Source organism: Pseudonocardia pini, assembly GCF_013870575.1.
In the GTDB taxonomy this organism is placed as follows: Bacteria; Actinomycetota; Actinomycetes; order Mycobacteriales; family Pseudonocardiaceae; genus Pseudonocardia; species Pseudonocardia pini.
The window spans coordinates 1-15,025 of sequence record NZ_JACBXB010000040.1 but is presented as its reverse complement, the minus strand read 5'-3'; the positions used below and the strand labels follow the sequence as shown (position 1 = coordinate 15,025).

General features: G+C 73.2%; 18 protein-coding genes. 9 read left to right on the top strand and 9 right to left on the bottom strand.

The window, feature by feature from the left end:
- Window positions 1–45 precede the first annotated feature (45 nt).
- The 4 genes from H5J29_RS04775 to H5J29_RS04760 form a co-directional block, all read right to left on the bottom strand.
- Complete coding sequence (locus tag H5J29_RS04775) at window positions 46–1,476, bottom strand: WS/DGAT/MGAT family O-acyltransferase (protein WP_312858060.1); 1,431 nt, start codon at window positions 1,474–1,476, stop codon at window positions 46–48.
- Complete coding sequence (locus H5J29_RS04770; protein WP_181779679.1) at window positions 1,466–2,710, bottom strand: class I SAM-dependent methyltransferase; 1,245 nt, start codon at window positions 2,708–2,710, stop codon at window positions 1,466–1,468. Before H5J29_RS04770 ends, H5J29_RS04775 begins: the two co-directional genes overlap by 11 nt.
- A gap of 2 nt (window positions 2,711–2,712) precedes the next feature.
- Window positions 2,713–4,026, bottom strand: coding sequence for an FAD-binding oxidoreductase (locus tag H5J29_RS04765; protein ID WP_220186994.1), 1,314 nt, complete (start codon window positions 4,024–4,026; stop codon window positions 2,713–2,715).
- Between the two features lie 187 nt (window positions 4,027–4,213).
- The gene (locus H5J29_RS04760; RefSeq protein WP_181779674.1) at window positions 4,214–5,194 is read right to left on the bottom strand and encodes an aldo/keto reductase; all 981 of its coding nucleotides are present in this window, start codon (window positions 5,192–5,194) and stop codon (window positions 4,214–4,216) included.
- A gap of 280 nt (window positions 5,195–5,474) precedes the next feature.
- Here H5J29_RS04760 and H5J29_RS04755 point away from each other — a divergent pair, with 280 nt between their 5' ends.
- Together H5J29_RS04755 and H5J29_RS04750 are read left to right on the top strand one after the other, a co-directional pair.
- Window positions 5,475–6,113, top strand: a complete 639-nt coding sequence (locus tag H5J29_RS04755; protein WP_181779673.1) for a DUF47 domain-containing protein — start codon at window positions 5,475–5,477, stop codon at window positions 6,111–6,113.
- Window positions 6,113–7,108, top strand: coding sequence for an inorganic phosphate transporter (locus H5J29_RS04750; protein WP_181779672.1), 996 nt, complete (start codon window positions 6,113–6,115; stop codon window positions 7,106–7,108). Before H5J29_RS04755 ends, H5J29_RS04750 begins: the two co-directional genes overlap by 1 nt.
- A 3-nt stretch (window positions 7,109–7,111) precedes the next feature.
- On the opposite strand, the gene H5J29_RS04745 is transcribed toward H5J29_RS04750, so the two are convergent.
- From H5J29_RS04745 to H5J29_RS04725, 5 genes are all read right to left on the bottom strand, one after another.
- Window positions 7,112–7,957 (bottom strand): PPK2 family polyphosphate kinase, encoded by an 846-nt coding sequence (locus H5J29_RS04745; RefSeq protein ID WP_181779671.1) that lies wholly within the window; start codon window positions 7,955–7,957, stop codon window positions 7,112–7,114.
- Between the two features lie 16 nt (window positions 7,958–7,973).
- Complete coding sequence (locus H5J29_RS34685) at window positions 7,974–8,375, bottom strand: ArsR/SmtB family transcription factor (protein WP_220186989.1); 402 nt, start codon at window positions 8,373–8,375, stop codon at window positions 7,974–7,976.
- 466 nt (window positions 8,376–8,841) lie between these two features.
- Window positions 8,842–9,678, bottom strand: a complete 837-nt coding sequence (locus H5J29_RS04735; protein WP_181779670.1) for an ABC transporter ATP-binding protein — start codon at window positions 9,676–9,678, stop codon at window positions 8,842–8,844.
- Entirely contained in the window at window positions 9,675–10,769 is a 1,095-nt protein-coding gene (locus H5J29_RS04730; RefSeq protein ID WP_181779669.1) for a FecCD family ABC transporter permease, read from the bottom strand. Before H5J29_RS04730 ends, H5J29_RS04735 begins: the two co-directional genes overlap by 4 nt.
- Window positions 10,769–11,824 (bottom strand): FecCD family ABC transporter permease, encoded by a 1,056-nt coding sequence (locus H5J29_RS04725; RefSeq protein WP_312858061.1) that lies wholly within the window; start codon window positions 11,822–11,824, stop codon window positions 10,769–10,771. Before H5J29_RS04725 ends, H5J29_RS04730 begins: the two co-directional genes overlap by 1 nt.
- Window positions 11,825–11,956: 132 nt before the next feature.
- Between H5J29_RS04725 and H5J29_RS04720 the strand changes: the two genes are divergently transcribed.
- From H5J29_RS04720 to H5J29_RS04690, 7 genes are all read left to right on the top strand, one after another.
- Entirely contained in the window at window positions 11,957–12,685 is a 729-nt protein-coding gene (locus H5J29_RS04720) for a pyrimidine reductase family protein (RefSeq protein ID WP_181779668.1), read from the top strand.
- 78 nt (window positions 12,686–12,763) lie between these two features.
- A complete protein-coding gene (locus H5J29_RS04715) occupies window positions 12,764–13,264 on the top strand; it encodes an Asp23/Gls24 family envelope stress response protein (RefSeq protein ID WP_181779667.1) in 501 nt (166 codons plus the stop codon).
- On the top strand, window positions 13,261–13,587 hold the full coding sequence (locus tag H5J29_RS04710; protein ID WP_181779666.1) for a hypothetical protein: 327 nt from the start codon (window positions 13,261–13,263) through the stop codon (window positions 13,585–13,587). The genes H5J29_RS04715 and H5J29_RS04710 overlap by 4 nt, the downstream gene beginning before the upstream one ends.
- On the top strand, window positions 13,584–13,856 hold the full coding sequence (locus H5J29_RS04705) for a hypothetical protein (protein ID WP_181779665.1): 273 nt from the start codon (window positions 13,584–13,586) through the stop codon (window positions 13,854–13,856). The genes H5J29_RS04710 and H5J29_RS04705 overlap by 4 nt, the downstream gene beginning before the upstream one ends.
- Window positions 13,853–14,032, top strand: coding sequence for a hypothetical protein (locus H5J29_RS04700; protein WP_181779664.1), 180 nt, complete (start codon window positions 13,853–13,855; stop codon window positions 14,030–14,032). The genes H5J29_RS04705 and H5J29_RS04700 overlap by 4 nt, the downstream gene beginning before the upstream one ends.
- Window positions 14,029–14,442: an Asp23/Gls24 family envelope stress response protein gene (locus tag H5J29_RS04695; RefSeq protein ID WP_312858058.1), complete on the top strand. Its 414-nt coding sequence runs from the start codon at window positions 14,029–14,031 to the stop codon at window positions 14,440–14,442. The genes H5J29_RS04700 and H5J29_RS04695 overlap by 4 nt, the downstream gene beginning before the upstream one ends.
- 12 nt (window positions 14,443–14,454) lie before the next feature.
- On the top strand, window positions 14,455–15,003 hold the full coding sequence (locus tag H5J29_RS04690; RefSeq protein ID WP_181779663.1) for a DUF6286 domain-containing protein: 549 nt from the start codon (window positions 14,455–14,457) through the stop codon (window positions 15,001–15,003).
- The last annotated feature ends 22 nt before the right edge of the window (window positions 15,004–15,025 follow it).

The following is a 15,025-nucleotide window of genomic DNA, read 5'->3' as shown; positions in this document are numbered from 1 at the left end:
ACAGCGCGAGCCGTGCCGCGCCCGCCGCGCGCCGGGGAAGGACGTTCAGCCGGACGTGGGGTCCGGCTCGGCGGCCGGTGCCTCCTTGAGCTCGGCGAGCGAGTCGTTGAGGGCCTCGGCGAGCACGTCGACGTCCGGCAGCGCGTCCCGGTCCGCGTTGAGCCCGTAGCAGACCGTGCCGTCGTAGCTGGTCACGCCGACCGCGACGGCCTGGCCGTGCGCCAGCGGGACGACCGGGTACACGTCCCGCATCCGCGCACCCATGGCGTACAGCGGCCGTGGTGGCCCGGGCACGTGGGTGACCACCACGTTGAACAGCCGCGACGACAGGCGCGAGGACAGCCGGGCGCCCATCTGGTGCATCGCGGGCGTGGCCAGCCCGGCCAGCCCGACGACCGCGGTCGTCCCGGCCGAGCGGCCGAACCGCTTGCGCGCCTCCATCTGCACGGCGATCGACCGCAGCCGTCGCACCGGGTCCGGGTCGCCGACCGGCAGCTCCACGAAGACCGCCGAGATCTGGTTGCCGCTGGTGGCCGACCCGTTGCGGCCGCGCACGCTGACCGGCACCATCGCCCGCACCACGGAGTCCGGGAAGATCGGCTCGCCGCGGGCGATCAGCCAGCGCCGCAACGCCCCGGTGACCACGGCGAGCACGACGTCGTTCACCGACCCGCCGCCCGCGCCGTGCCGCCGTCGGATCACCCGGTGCTCGAACAGCGAGGTCCGGGCCATGCCGAACCGCCGCTGCGCGCCGATCGGGGCGTTGAGCGCCCAGACCGAGCGGCCGCGGTTGGCCGTGCGGAAGGCGTCCGCGAGCCCGCCGACCGACCGTTTCACCGTGGCCGCCACCTCGCGGACGTCCCGGGCCGAGCGGGTCAGGGCGTCGACCGCCGAGCGGGGGCGGAGGAGGTTCTCCAGCACCGCGGTGGTCGCCAGCTCCAGGCCGGACGGCTCGCGGGCGGGCTGCCACTCGGCGTCGTCGACCCGGCGGGGCTCGGGGGTGACGTCCAGCAGGACCGCCCCGATGTCCATCGACCCCAGCCCGTCCACCATGGCGTGGTGGGTCTTCGTGACGACGGCGACCCGGTGCCCCTCGAAGCCCTCGACGACGTAGATCTCCCAGAGCGGGCGGGAGCGGTCGAGCTGGCGGGACAGCAGCCGTCCGACGAGCTCGCGCAGCGCCACGTCCGAGCCCGGAGCGGGCAGCGCCGAGCGCCGCACGTGGAAGCTCAGGTCGAAGTCCGGGTCGTCCACCCACACGGGCAGCCCGAGCCTGCCCGGCACCTCGCGCACCTTCTGCCGGTACCGCGGCACGAGGGCGAGCCGCGAGCCGATGAGCTCGACGAACTCGTCGACCGCGAACCCGTCCGCCCCGGGCTCGAAGGTCATGACCCCACCGAGGGTCATCGCCGTCGTCCGCTCCTCCATGAAGAGGAACGAGGCGTCGAGCGGGGTCAGGCGTTCGCTACCAGACACCCTCGGCCCGCCAGCCGCGCAGCGGCATCCCGGAGCGGCCGTGGTCGCCGAGCTTCACGCCGAGCATCTGGTGCAGCTGGATGTTGTCCAGGTCGAAGCCCAGCCGACACGCCGCCATGTAGAGCCGCCAGACCCGGGCCCGCCCGATCCCGACCTCCTCGACGGCCTCGTCCCAGTGCTCCTCGAGGTTGCGGCCCCAGTCGCGGAGGGTCAGCGCGTAGTGCTCGCGCAGGTTCTCCTCGTGCCGGATCTCGAAGCCGGCGTCGTTCATCTCGGTCATCAGCAGGCCGGGCGACTCCAGCTGCCCGTCCGGGAAGACGTACCGGCCGATGAACGGGTCCACCTTGCGCTTGTTCACCGTGCGGGGCTGGGTGATGCAGTGGTTGAGCAGCCTGCCCTCGGGCCGGAGCTTGCCATGGAGGAAGCCGAAGTAGTGCGGGAGCTGCTTCTTGCCGATGTGCTCGGTGAGCCCGATCGAGCTGATCGCGTCGAACCCCGTCTCCGGGACGTCCCGGTAGTCCAGGTGCCGCACCTCGGCGAACTCCTCGAGGCCCTCCCGGCGGATCGCCTCCTGGCCCCACTCGGCCTGGGCGCGGGACAGGGTCACGCCCAGCGCGTGCACGCCCATCCGCGCCGCGTGGCGGACCATGCCCGCCCATCCGCAGCCGACGTCGAGCAGCCGCATGCCCGGCTCCAGCGCGAGCTTGTTCGCCACCAGCTCGTACTTGGCGGCCTGCGCCTCCTCGAGCGTGGCGTCGGCGCTCGGGTAGGCGGCACAGGTGTAGGTCATCGAGGGGCCGAGGACCCACTCGTAGAACCGGTTCGAGACGTCGTAGTGGTGCGAGATGACCTGGCTGTCCCGGAACTTCGAGTGCAGCCTGCCCCGCGGCCTGGCCTCCAGCTCGGGCGGCGCGGGCCGGTACTTGAGCCACACCGGACCGACGGCCGCGAGCAGCTTCGCGAAGTCCGCCTTGGACACCCCGTGGAGGGTGATCTCCGACAGCGACGCGAGCGCGCTGTAGAGGTCCCCCTCCACGTCGATCTCGCCGGTCACGTACGCCCGCGCCAGACCCAGCGTGCCCGGAGCCGAGGCCAGCCGGGCCAGCGCCCGGGGGGACTCGATCCGCAGGGCGATCTCGGCGTCGTCCGGACCGGACTTGCTGCCGTCGTAGGCGATCAACCGGATCGGCGCGTCCTGACCGATGACGTGACCGAAGACCTCGGCGACGCGCATGCTCATGCTCCCCCACCCACCTTCGTGTACAGGTCCGGCACCCGACCCTCGGGGTCGTAGCGCTCCTTCACCGCGCGGTACGCGGTGCCGTTGTACCGCTCCCAGAACTCCGCCTCCGCATAGTGGACGGTGGAGTAGAGGCTCTTGTGTCCGTCCAACCGGGCGACGAGGTCCTCGACGAACCGGTTGTGCTCCCAGCGCTCGCCCGTGATGGGCACGGACGACCAGAAGCCCACGTTGACGTACGGCGTGTGGGCCTCCATCGGGTAGAGCGGCCAGGTCCGGTCCCCGCGCAGCTGCAGCGGGCAGAGCCAGACCGGCGCGATCCCGACGTGCTCGTGGAACTCCGCGAGGAACTCCGGCAGCCGGGCCGTGGGGATCTCGACGTCCTGGATCACCATCTCCTCCTCGGGGTGCCCGAGGCGGCGGCGGACCCTGTTCGACGCCTGGTGGCGCTGGTCCAGCGCGACCAGCCTGCGGTACACGTCCGAGCGGCGGTAGCGCTTCGGCCAGAGCCTGCGCACGGCCGGGACCTGCACGCCGAAGGCCCGGGAGCACCAGAACCAGTCCGTGTCCCAGCGCCAGAGGTAGTCGTGCACGGTGAGGTGGTCGACCGGGCGGGTCCGCAGCGACCGGTAGAACACCTCCATGCCGGTGTAGTCGCTGACCCGCGCACCCGGGAGCGGCCGGTCGACGAACTCCCCCACGCTCACGTAGTGCTCGGTCGGCGAGAACACGGTGCCGTCGACGAAGTCCGCCGGGCCCGCCGTGAACCGGGTGAGGGCCGCGGTGGCCTCCTCCGCGGTGCGGAAGCGGTGGTGGGTCAGCCGCACGTACGGCTTCACCGGGATCAGCTCGATCCGGATCCGGAGGGCGTAGCCCAGGGTGCCGTAGGAGTTGGCGAAGGCGGCGTAGAGGTCGGCGTGGTCGTTGTCCGGGGTGGCCGTGACCAGCTCACCGGCGGGGGTGAGCACGTCCATCTCCAGGACCGACTCGTGGGGCAGACCGTGCCGGAACGACGTCGACTCGATCCCGAGCCCGGTCACCGCGCCACCGAGGGTGATGGTCTTGAGCTGGGGGACGACGAGCGGCATCAGCCCGTGCGGGAGGGTGGCGGCGACCAGGTCCTCGTAGGTGCACATGCCCTGCACGTCCGCGGTGTGGGCCTCGCGGTCGACCTCGATCACGCCGTGCAGGCCCGCGGTGTCCAGGTGCACGACCTCGGTGGTCGGCGCGCCGAAGCGGAAGAGGTTCGAGGTGCGTTTGCCCAGCCGTACGCGGGTGCCCGCCGGCACGTCCCGATAGGCCCTCACCAGCTGCGCGACGACGCCGTCGTGCCGTCGTCGGGCGGCCGATCGGGTCTCGGGTGGGGTGCCTGCCCCGATCTGCGCCGTGCTCACGGGCCAACGCTAACGCCGCGAGGGCCCGTTCGTCAGGGCATTCCGCCCGGTCGTACGTCACTCGATTCCCCCGCGAACCCGGAGGAAGCGGACGTTTCGCGGCTCATCCCCGCCTGCGGGAGGCCACCAGCTTGGGGATCGCCGGGAAACCGGTGACCGGCCGGTAGGCCTCCGCGGCGGCCGTGAGGGCCGCGTACTCGTCCGCGGTCAGCCGGATGTCCGCGGCGGCCACGTTGCTCTCCAGCTGGGCCACACTGGACGCACCGGGGATCGCGACGACGTTGGGCTGGTGGACCACCCAGGCCAGCGCGGCCTGCGACGGGGTGGCGTCGTGGGCCGAGGCCACGTCCCGCAGGGTGTCCAGCAGGGGTTTCGCGGCGTCGAGGTTCTCCGGCAGGAACATCGCGTTGGCGGAACGGACGCCGTTGGCGGGTCGGTTGTCCCGGTCGTAGCGCCCGGACAGCAGCCCCTGCGCGAGCGGGCTGTAGGCGATCACGAGGTGCCCGGTCCGCTGGGCCCAGGGCAGCATCTCCGGCATCGGGTCCCGGTGGACCAGGCTGAACTGCACCTGGTTGGACAGCAGCGGCGACCCGAGCCGCACCTCCGCCGAGCGCCAGCGCTTCAGCGCGTAGTTGGACACCCCGACCTCGTCGACCACGCCGACGTCTCGCAGCGCCTGCATGCCGCGCATCGTCGTGGCGTCGGAGACCAGCGGGTTCGGCTGGTGCACCTGGTAGAGGTCGAGCGTGCGGACCCCGAGCCGCTGGGCGCTGGCCACGCCGCGCTGCTGCACCACGGCGGCCGTGGGCAGCACCGGGAAGATCTTGGTGGCGACCACGACGTCGTCGGTGCCACCGGTGTCGGCGAGGGCCTTGCCGAGGATCCGCTCCGAGCGCCCGAAGCCGTAGACCTCGGCGGTGTCGAAGAAGGTCACCCCGAGCTCGCGGGCCCGCGCGACGATCCGCGCGGCCTCCACCTCGAAGTCCGCCCCGTACCCCCACTCCTTCGACCCGAACTGCCAGGTGCCCAGCCCGATCACCGAGTACGGCTTCCGTGTCCCCTCGAGGCCCTCGACGTGTCGCATGGCCCCAGTGTGCCCGCGGGTGCGGTGCGCCGGGGCAGGTGCGGCCGACGGCCCGACGAGCTGTGGCGCCGGAGGGGCCGACGGCACCTCCCCGCCGCCACCCGCGACCATGGTCCACGGCTCGGGGGCGGACCGGTCGATCTCCGACCGGTTCGCCCCCGAGGCGTGGATCGCTCTACGGTGGCACCGACGAGATCATGCAGGAGACCACCGGGCGCGCGGGGGCGCGAACCCGCCCCCGGGCGGCACGACGCGGAAGTGAACAGGTAGAAAACGCGGCATGGCCTTTCGGTTGACGCCACAGGAGCGGGGCTTCTACCCCCTGTTCACCCGCGCCGCGGAGAACATCGTGGTCGCCGCCGACGAGCTGGCGTCGATGGTGGACGCCGTGCCCGCGGACCGGCCCGCGATCGCCAAGCGGGTCAAGGAGGCCGAGAACGCGGGCGACGAGGTCACCCACGAGATCATGGTGAAGCTCAACTCCGTGTTCGTGACCCCGTTCGACCGCGAGGACATCTACCGGCTCGCCTCCTCGCTCGACGACGTCGTCGACCACATCGAGGAGGCCGCCGACCGGATCGTGCTCTACCGGCTCGAACGGCTGCCCGCGGGCATCGCGATGCAGGTCGACGTGCTGCGCCGGGCCGCGGCCGCCACCGCGGAGGCGATGCCGAAGCTGGAGCGGATGGCGGCCCTGCAGGAGTACTGGATCCACGTCAACTCCCTCGAGGACGAGGCGGACGAGGCCTACCACGCGGTGCTCGCCGGTCTCCTCTCCCCCGCCGAGACCCCCACCGACCCGGCCGCCGTGCTGGAGATCATCAAGCTCAAGGAGGTCGTGGACACCCTCGAGGAGGCCGCGGACGCCTTCGAGACGGTGGCCAACACCGTCGAGAGCATCGCGGTCAAGGAAGCCTGATGATCCTGACGGCGGTCGTCGTCGTCATCGTGGTCGCGGTGGTGTTCGACTACACCAACGGCTTCCACGATGCGGCCAACGCGATCGCCACCTCGGTCGCCACCCGGGCCCTGTCCCCGCGGGTCGCGCTCGCGATGGCGGCGGTGATGAACCTGATCGGCGCCTTCCTCGGCACCGAGGTGGCCTCCACGGTCGGCAGCGGCATCATCGAGGCGCCCCAGGGGATGTCGGGGTTGGCGGTGGTGCTCGCCGCCCTGCTCGGCGCGATCGCCTGGAACCTCGTGACCTGGTGGTTCGGCCTGCCCAGCTCCTCGTCCCACGCCCTCATCGGCGGTCTGGTCGGGGCGGCGACGGCCTCGGCGGGCACCGTGAAGTGGGACGGGGTCGTGGAGAAGGTGCTGGTCCCGATGGTGCTCTCGCCGGTCGTCGGGTTCGTGCTGGCGGGCCTGGTCATGATCGCGATCCTCTGGATCTTCAAGGACCGCAACCCGACGCGCCTGTCCCGCGGCTTCCGGCACGCCCAGACCGTGTCGGCGGCGGCCATGGCGCTGGGACACGGCCTGCAGGACGCCCAGAAGACGATGGGCGTGATCGTGCTCGCGCTGGTCGTCGGGGGCTTCCACCAGGGCAGCGAGGTGCCCTGGTGGGTCGTGCTGATCTCGGCCGGGGCGCTGTCCGCGGGCACCTACGCGGGCGGCTGGCGGATCATGCGGACCCTCGGGCGGCGGATCATCGACCTCGACCCGCCGCGCGGGTTCGCCGCCGAGCTCACGGCCTCCGCGGTGCTCTACACGACCGCGTTCGCCTTCGCGGCGCCGATCTCGACCACCCAGACGATCACGTCGTCCATCCTCGGGGTGGGCGCCACCAAGCGGCTCTCCGCGGTGCGGTGGAACGTGGCGGGCAACATCGCCGTCGCGTGGGTGGTCACCCTTCCCGCCGCCGCACTGTGCGCGGCACTGGCGTTCTGGGCGATCCACCCGCTGGTCACCTGACGGTCAACGGACGACGGAGGCCTTCAGCCGCGCCCGCTCCACGTCCACGTCGTAGTCCGGCGGCGGGAACTCCGGGGCGACGTCCCCGAGCGTCTCGGCCAGCAGCGCCGCGATCGCCCAGTTCCGGTACCACTTGCGGTCCGACGGGATGACGTACCAGGGCGCCACGTCCGCGTCGCACCGCTCCAGGGCCGCCTCGTAGGCCTCCCGGTAGGCGGGCCACCTGCTGCGGGAGTCGATGTCCCCCGGGTTGTACTTCCAGCGCTTGGCCGGGTCGTCGAGCCGGGCCAGCAGCCGCTCGGCCTGCTCCTCCGGGGAGATGTGCAGCATGCACTTGAGCACGGTCACGCCCTGCTCGGACAGCTCGGCCTCGAAGGCGCGGATCTGGTCGTAGCGGGCCTCCCACACCTCCTGCGGGACCAGCGAGTCCACCCGCGCGACGAGCACGTCCTCGTAGTGGGAGCGGTCGAACACCCCGATCCGCCCCGGCTGCGGGACCTGCTTGCGGATCCGCCACAGGAAGTCGTGGGACAGCTCCTCCGGCGTGGGCCGCTTGAACGAGGCGATGTGCACGCCCTGCGGGTTCACCATCCCCACCACGTGCCCGATCACGCCGCCCTTGCCGGACGTGTCCATGCCCTGCAGCACGAGCAGCACCGAGCGGTGCCCGCCTCCCGTGCCCTCCGCGTAGAGGGCCTCCTGCAACGCGTCGAGCCGGACGTCGAGCTCGCCCATCGCCTCCGCGGCGGCGGCCTTGTCCGAGGGCCCGGTCGGCCTGCCGCGGGGGTCGATCGCCCTCAGGTCGACGGGCCCCTCGGGCACCCGGAAGATCGTGCGCACGCTCGCCATGGGCGAACTCTAGCGATCACTCCGTCCGGCGGCGCTCCTCCGGCAGGGCCCCGAAGGCGACGTCTCGGCGGTCCATCGCACCGACCACCACCTCGCGCAGCGACGCGAGGACACCCAGGGCCGAGGAGTCCACCAGCGCGTAGCAGACGACCGGGCCCTCCCGGCGCACGGAGACCAGGTCGGCGTGCCGCAGCACGGCGAGGTGCGAGGACAGTGTGGACGCCACCTGGCCGGTACAGGCACGCAGCTCGGCCACGGACCGTTCGCCGTCCCCCAACAGCTGCAGGATCCAGATCCGGTCCGGGTGGGCGAGCGCCTTCGCGACGTCCGCCAGGACCTGGCGCGACCGACCCGCGTGCTCGGGCCCGGCCCCCGAGGGCCCCGTGTCCGACGACGTCGACCCGGTCTGCGAGATCACGGAATCCACCTCACGTCGCTACCCCCTCTTCGCGGACAACCTTCGGCGGCCGGGTGATACCGATCACCTGGTTTCCGGATCAACGAATTCGAGTAGGCTCGCCCCCGCTTTTTGACGGCAGGCCCCATACGTCCCGTGTGGGCGGCGAGTGTATAACGACCGATGCGCTCGGCGAATGTGCGGTCACACAGTGGAAGCGCGCCACGACGATTCTCGAATCACCGAACGTCGAGCATGGGGCGGCGCGGGTGCTCGGGTCGGCCGCTGCGGCCCGGAATGCCGACTCCGGGAATTGTCGCGGTCGAGCCGGGCGCGAATGCCGCGAGGAGTGCCCGCCGAGCCGGTGACCGCGCTGTTCGCGCGCATTTCCGACGGTGTCGCGATCATGGCGGGGAACGCACGAATGCAGGGGCGGAGTGGGCCGGAGCTGCGCAGCAGGCCGCCGGCCGAGGGAATCGTGGACGGCTCAGACCCGGTGGGTCCCGATCGGCACGACGAGCGGGGTGCCCGCCACGGGATCCGGGACGACCCGGGCGTCGAGTCCGAAGACCTCGCGCAGCAGCGGCTCGGTGATCACCTCCGCGGGCGTGCCCGAGGCCATGATCCGCCCGTCCCGCATGGCGACCAGCCGGTCGGCGTACCGGGCGGCGAGGTTGAGGTCGTGCAGCACCATCACCACGGTCCGGCCGCGCTCGGTGTGCAGCCGGTCCACCAGCTCCAGCACCTCCACCTGGTGGGCCAGGTCGAGGAACGTGGTGGGCTCGTCGAGCAGCAGCAGCTCGGTGCCCTGCGCGAGCGCCATGGAGATCCAGGCGCGTTGGCGCTGGCCGCCGGAGAGCTCGTCGACCGGCCGCTCGGCGAGGTCGGCGATGCCCGTCCAGGCCAGGGCCTCGGCCACGGCCTCCTCGTCGTCCCCGGACCACTGGCGGTACCAGGCCTGGTGCGGGTGCCGCCCCCGGGCGACGAGGTCGCCCACCGTGAGGCCCTCGGGCGCGGTGGGCGCCTGGGGCAGCAGGCCCAGGACCGTCGCGACCTCCTTGGTGGGCATCCGGTCGATCCGGCGGCCGTCGAGCAGCACGTGGCCCTTCGTGGGGGCCAGCAGCCTGCCGAGGGCACGCAGCAGCGTCGACTTGCCGCAGCCGTTCGGCCCGATCACCGCGGTGACCGTGCCGTGCAGGACCTCGAGATCCAGGTCGTCGACGATCGTCCGGTCGCCGTAGCCCAGCCGGACGCCCTCCGCGGCGAGCCGGACCCGGTCCGTCTGCTCCCCCTGCGCCGTCGTCTCGGTGCGGGTCGAGGTCATGCGCGGGCCTCCCGGCCTTGTCTGATCAGCAGGTAGAGCAGGTACGGGGCGCCCAGCACGGCCGTCACCACGCCGACGGGCAGCTCGACGGCGCCGAACGCGGTGCGGGCGATGACGTCGGAGATCACCGTGAGCGCGGCGCCGATCACCAGCGAGGCCCCGATCGGGGGTCGCGCGGAGCCGACCAGCCGCTGCGCGATCTGCGGGGCCACCAGAGCCACGAAGACGATCGGGCCCGCCCCCGCCGTCGCGACCGCGGCCAGCCCGACGGCCACGAGGAGCAGCAGGCTGCGAGCGGTGTTGACCCGCACGCCGAGCGCCTTCGCGGTGTCGTCGCTGTACTGCAGGGCCCCCATCACGAAGGACAGGACGAGCGCGGCGGGCACGAGGATCACCAGGGCCAGCCCCACGGGGACCACGTGCTCCCAGCCGCGGGCGTTGAGGCTGCCGTTCAGCCAGACCTGCGCGCGGGCGGCCTCGTAGACCTGCGCGATGATCAGCAGCCAGTTGACCAGGGCCGCGAGCATCGCGTTGATCCCGATGCCCACGAGCACCAGCCGGAAGCCCTGGATGCCGCGCCGCCAGGACAGCGTGTAGATCAGCACCGCGGTGACCAACCCGCCGACGAGCGCCGCGATCGGCAGCCCGACGGCCGCCAGCGACCCGACCAGCCCGGACCCGCCGAGCACGATCAGCGTGACGGCGGCGGCGCTCGCCCCCCAGGTGATCCCGATGATGTCCGGGCTGGCCAGCGGGTTGCGGGCGATGGACTGCAGGATCGCCCCGGACACGGCCAGCGCCCCGCCGACCAGCAGCCCGGTCAGCGACCGCGGCAGCCGCAGCTCCAGCACGATGAACTGCTGGCCCGCGTCCCCGCCGCCGAACAGCACGGCCAGCACCTCGGGGATGGAGATCGGGAACTCGCCGCGGCCGATGTTCACCGCGAGCGCGAGCAGCAGCACGAGCGACGCCACCACGATGACGAGCACGTTCCGCGGGCGCCAGACGCCGGAGACCGGGCCGCGGCGCACCGGCGTGCGGCCCGGGACCCGCACCGGGGGCGGGGCGGTGTCGGAGGTCGGGGCCGCCATCAGATCGACATCATCTTCCGGCGGCGGACGAGCGCGATGAAGAAGGGCGCGCCGACCAGCGCCAACACGATCCCCACCTGCAGCTCGCCGGGCCGTGCCACGAGCCTGCCCACCACGTCCGCGGCCAGCAGCAGCACCGCGCCCATCAGCCCGGAGGCGGGCAGCAGCCACCGGTAGTCCGGCCCGGTGAACGCCCGGACGACGTGCGGCACCACCAGCCCGACGAACCCGATGGGCCCGCACGCGGCCGTGGCCCCGCCCGCCAGCAGGGTGATCGCGACGACCCCCAGCACCCGGGTCCGGCGCACGGACTGGCCGAGCGAGCGGGCCACGTCCTCCCCCAGCGACAGGGCGTTGAGCGCGGGCGCGCTCGCGAGCGCGATCAGCGTCCCGACCACCAGGAAGCCCACCACCTGACCCGCGATCTCGGCGTCTCGCCCGGCGAGCGAGCCGACGTTCCAGAACCGGTAGGCGTCCAGGGTGTCCGTGTCGATCAGGATGATCGCCGAGACCAGGCCGCTGAGCAGGAAGGTCAGGGCCGCGCCCGCGAGCGCGAGGGTGACGGGGGTGGGGCTGCCGCGACCGCCCGCGGCGCCGAGCAGGAACACCGCGACGCTGGCCACCATCGCGCCCGCGAAGGCGAACCAGACGTAGCCGAACAGCGTGGTCACGCCGAACACGTAGATGCCGACGACCACGAAGAACGCCGCGCCCATGTTCACGCCGAGCAGGCCGGGGTCCGCCAGCGGGTTGCGGGTGTGGCCCTGGATCAGGGCCCCCGCCAGGCCGAGCGCGGCGCCGACGAGCACGCCGAGGACCGTGCGCGGGATGCGCAGCGAGCGGATGACGATGTCGTCCTCGGTGCCGGTCGGCGAGACGAGCGCGCTCCACACGTTCGACAGCGGGATGACCTTCGTGCCCAGCGCGATGCTCAGGAAGACCACGACGACGAGCAGCACCACCAGGGCGATGAGCCCGGCCAGCCTGCGCGTGCGCAGCGACCGCTTCGACCGTGGGGGTCGCCGGGGCGCCTCCGCCACCTGCGCCGTACCCACCGCCACGCGTCACCTCCGCGTCCTGTGAGGCCATCCTGGCCTCACTGTGTCGTCCCTCGGTCGGGGGAAGGCTAACCTCACCACCCGAGCGCCGAAAGCCCTGACGGGTCACAGGGATGGTGGGATGGCGGGGTGCGCCGACTGCTCCCGCCCGGACCGGACCTCACGGATGCGGACCTGACCGAGCCCTACGCCTACCCGCCGGACCTCGACCGGCCCTGGGTGCGGGTGAACTTCGTGTCCAGCCTCGACGGCGCCGTGTCCGTCGACGGCCGGTCGGCGGGCCTCGGCTCAGCCGCCGACAAGGCCGTGTTCGGTATCCTGCGCAGGCTCGCGGACGTGGTCCTGGTCGGGGCGGGCACCGCGCGGGCCGAGCGGTACCGGGGTGCCCGCAAGCCCACTGTCGGCCGCGACACTCCCCCGCCGATCGCCGTGGTGACCGGGTCGGCCGCGCTGGCGCCCGATCTCGGGCTGTTCACCGACACCGCCGTGCCGACGATCGTGCTCACCACCGCCGAGGCCCCCGCCGACCGGCGGGCGGCGCTGCGGGAGGCGGGCGGCGACGTCGTCGAGCTGCCGGACCTGGCCCCTGCCACCCTGCTCGCCGAGCTGGAGCGGCGCGGGCTGCGCCGGGTGCTGTGCGAGGGCGGTCCCGGCCTGCACGGGGACCTGGTCGCCGCGGGCGCGGTCGACGAGCTCTGCCTCACCCTCGCCCCGTTGCTGGCCGCGGGGGACGCGGGGCGGATCGCCCGCTCCGCCGCGGGCCACGATCCGGAGACCATGACCCTGGAGTCCGTGCTGGAGTCCGAGGGCAACCTCCTGCTGCGCTACCGCATCCGCCGATCGAGTGAAGGTGCGTGAGGATCCGGCCCCCGCGCCGTCCGAACATGTGTAGGGCGCCGGCGACCCGGCGCACCCGACGTCTTCTGAGGAGTACGCATGAGCAGCCCCACTCCCGCCAGTGCCACACCGACGACGGCCACCGCGACCTCCGTCGCGGGGAGCCCGAGCAGGCTCGCCGAGGACACGGCCCAGGGCAAGACGACGATCTCCGCCTCCGTGGTGCAGAAGATCGCCGGCATCGCCGCCCGGGAGATCTCCGGCGTCCACTCGATGGGCGGCGGCGTGTCCCGCGCGTTCGGCGCGATCCGTGAGCGGATCCCCGGTGGCGGCACCGGCGCCTCGAACATCGCGGGCGTGCAGGTCGAGGTCGGCGAGAAGCAGGCCGCCGTGGACCTCGACCTCGTGGTCGAGTACGGCGCGTCCATCGTAGACCTGGCCCGCGCGGTGCGGCGCAACGTGATCACCGCCGTCGAGCGGATGACCGGGCTCGAGGTGATCGAGGTCAACATCGCGGTCAACGACATCCACCTGCCCGAGGACGACGACGAGCCGCCGGTGGCGCCCGCGGTGACGCCCGCCCCGTCGCGCGTCGAGTGAGCGGACCCGGCCCGGAGACGGACGCCCTCGCGCTCGCCGTCGCCGAGGTGGTCGTCGCGGATCCCGCGGTGGCCCGCCTGGACGGCGGCGTGTTCGGGGACGTGGCGACCCACCTGGCCGGCCGCAAGCTCGTCGGGGTGCGGGTGGACACCGATCCCGCCCGCCCGGTCGAGGTCGGGGTGGTGCTCCACCTCGGCACCCCGATCCCGGTGGTCGTCGCGGGCCTGCGGGCCCGGGTCGCCCGCGTGGTGGGCGCCCGCCCCGTGGACCTCACCGTGTCCGACGTGGTCCCCGGCCCGGTCGACGCCATGGTCGAGCTGTGACCCCGCAGGACCGGGCCGCACTCGACAGGGCCGCCTTCCGCGCCTTCGTCCGGGAGCACCATCCCGACCGCGGCGGCGACCCGGAGGTCTTCGCGGCCGGGATGGCCCGGTTCCGCGAGCCTCCCGCCGACCCCCGCTTCGACGCCCCGGTCGTCTTCGTCCCCACACCGCCGCTGCCGGTCCGGATCGTCGTCGCGGCGATCCGGACGGCCCGTCGCCGGTCCCGCACCCGCGTGGACCGGCCCTCCTGCACCCTGGAGCGAGAATGAACGCCACCCAGACCGGTCTGCTGGCCGGGCTCCTGCTGGGCCTCGCCGCCGCGTTCGGCGGCTTCGTCGCCTTCGTCATCGTGCTGGTCCTCGGCGCCATCGGGCTCGCGGTCGGCCGGTTCCTCGACGGCGAGCTGGACCTGTCCGGCGTCCTCGGTCGGGGCCGGGACAAGTGATCCCGCCCGCCCCGGCCTCGCGGGCGGCCGCGGCCGTCGCGCTGCCCGACTGGGCCCCCGACGCCGACGAGCGCGGCGCGCTGGACATCGATCCCGTGGTGCTGCGCAAGATCGTCGAGTACGTGACCGACCGGACCCCCGGCACGCTGCACCGCGAGCGCCGGGTCGCGGGGCTCGACGTGGGCGACGCGGGTCCCCGCGCCCGGATCAGTGCCTCGGGCGACTCCGTGGACGTGCGGCTCGAGCTGACCTGCGCGTACCCCGCGCCGGTGCGCACCACCGTCGCGACCGTGCGCGAGCGGATCACCGACGAGCTGGCCCGGCTCACCGGGTACCAGGTCCGGTCGCTGGCCGTCACCGTGTCGGGGCTGCGCCCGCCCGTCGGGCCCGCGCGGCCCCGCATCCAGTAAGGAGGGATCCCCGTGCGCGTGCTGCTCCGCACGCTGTCCCCGCTCCTGGGCCTCGCCCTCGCCGCGGTCGGCGTGCTGCTCGTCGTCGAGGTGGTCGCCGCGTGGGTCCGACCCGGCGCGACCACCGGTCTCGTCGTGCCCTGGCAGTCGTGGCAGGCGGGCCTGACCGAGCTGACCTGGTCTGACGGCCCGGTCCTCGTCGTGTCCGTCTGCGTCGGCGTGCTCGGGCTGCTGCTCCTGCTGGTGGCCCTGCTCGCCCGCCGCCACGACGTGCCGCTGACCTCGCCGACCCCGGCGATGACCGTCTCCACCTCGCCGCGCGTGCTGGCCAGGCTGGTCGGCCGGACCGTCCGGGCGTCCGACGACGTCGCGGCCGCCACCGTGTCCGCCTCCGCCCGCAAGATCGTGGTCCGGGCCGAGGGCTGGCCGGACGACGCAGGCGGCATGACCGGGTTGCGAGACAGCGTCCGCGACACCACGGACACCCTGCTCGACGCGCTGCCGCTCGCCCGGCGGCCCAAGGTCGCCGTCACCACCCGAGGCCGGAGGGAACCCCGATGACCACCGCGTCGTCCGCGCCGCC

Excerpts from the sequence above, each read along its gene's own strand:
- H5J29_RS04760 (WP_181779674.1), bottom strand. The coding sequence starts at position 5,194 with ATGCGACACGTCGAGGGCCTCGAGGGGACACGGAAGCCGTACTCGGTG.
- H5J29_RS04730 (WP_181779669.1), bottom strand. The coding sequence starts at position 10,769 with ATGGCGGCCCCGACCTCCGACACCGCCCCGCCCCCGGTGCGGGTCCCG.
- H5J29_RS04745 (WP_181779671.1), bottom strand. The coding sequence starts at position 7,957 with ATGGCGAGCGTGCGCACGATCTTCCGGGTGCCCGAGGGGCCCGTCGAC.
- H5J29_RS04700 (WP_181779664.1), top strand. The coding sequence starts at position 13,853 with ATGAACGCCACCCAGACCGGTCTGCTGGCCGGGCTCCTGCTGGGCCTC.
- H5J29_RS04750 (WP_181779672.1), top strand. The coding sequence starts at position 6,113 with ATGATCCTGACGGCGGTCGTCGTCGTCATCGTGGTCGCGGTGGTGTTC.
- H5J29_RS04735 (WP_181779670.1), bottom strand. The coding sequence starts at position 9,678 with ATGACCTCGACCCGCACCGAGACGACGGCGCAGGGGGAGCAGACGGAC.
- H5J29_RS04770 (WP_181779679.1), bottom strand. The coding sequence starts at position 2,710 with ATGCGCGTCGCCGAGGTCTTCGGTCACGTCATCGGTCAGGACGCGCCG.
- H5J29_RS04755 (WP_181779673.1), top strand. The coding sequence starts at position 5,475 with ATGGCCTTTCGGTTGACGCCACAGGAGCGGGGCTTCTACCCCCTGTTC.
- H5J29_RS04715 (WP_181779667.1), top strand. The coding sequence starts at position 12,764 with ATGAGCAGCCCCACTCCCGCCAGTGCCACACCGACGACGGCCACCGCG.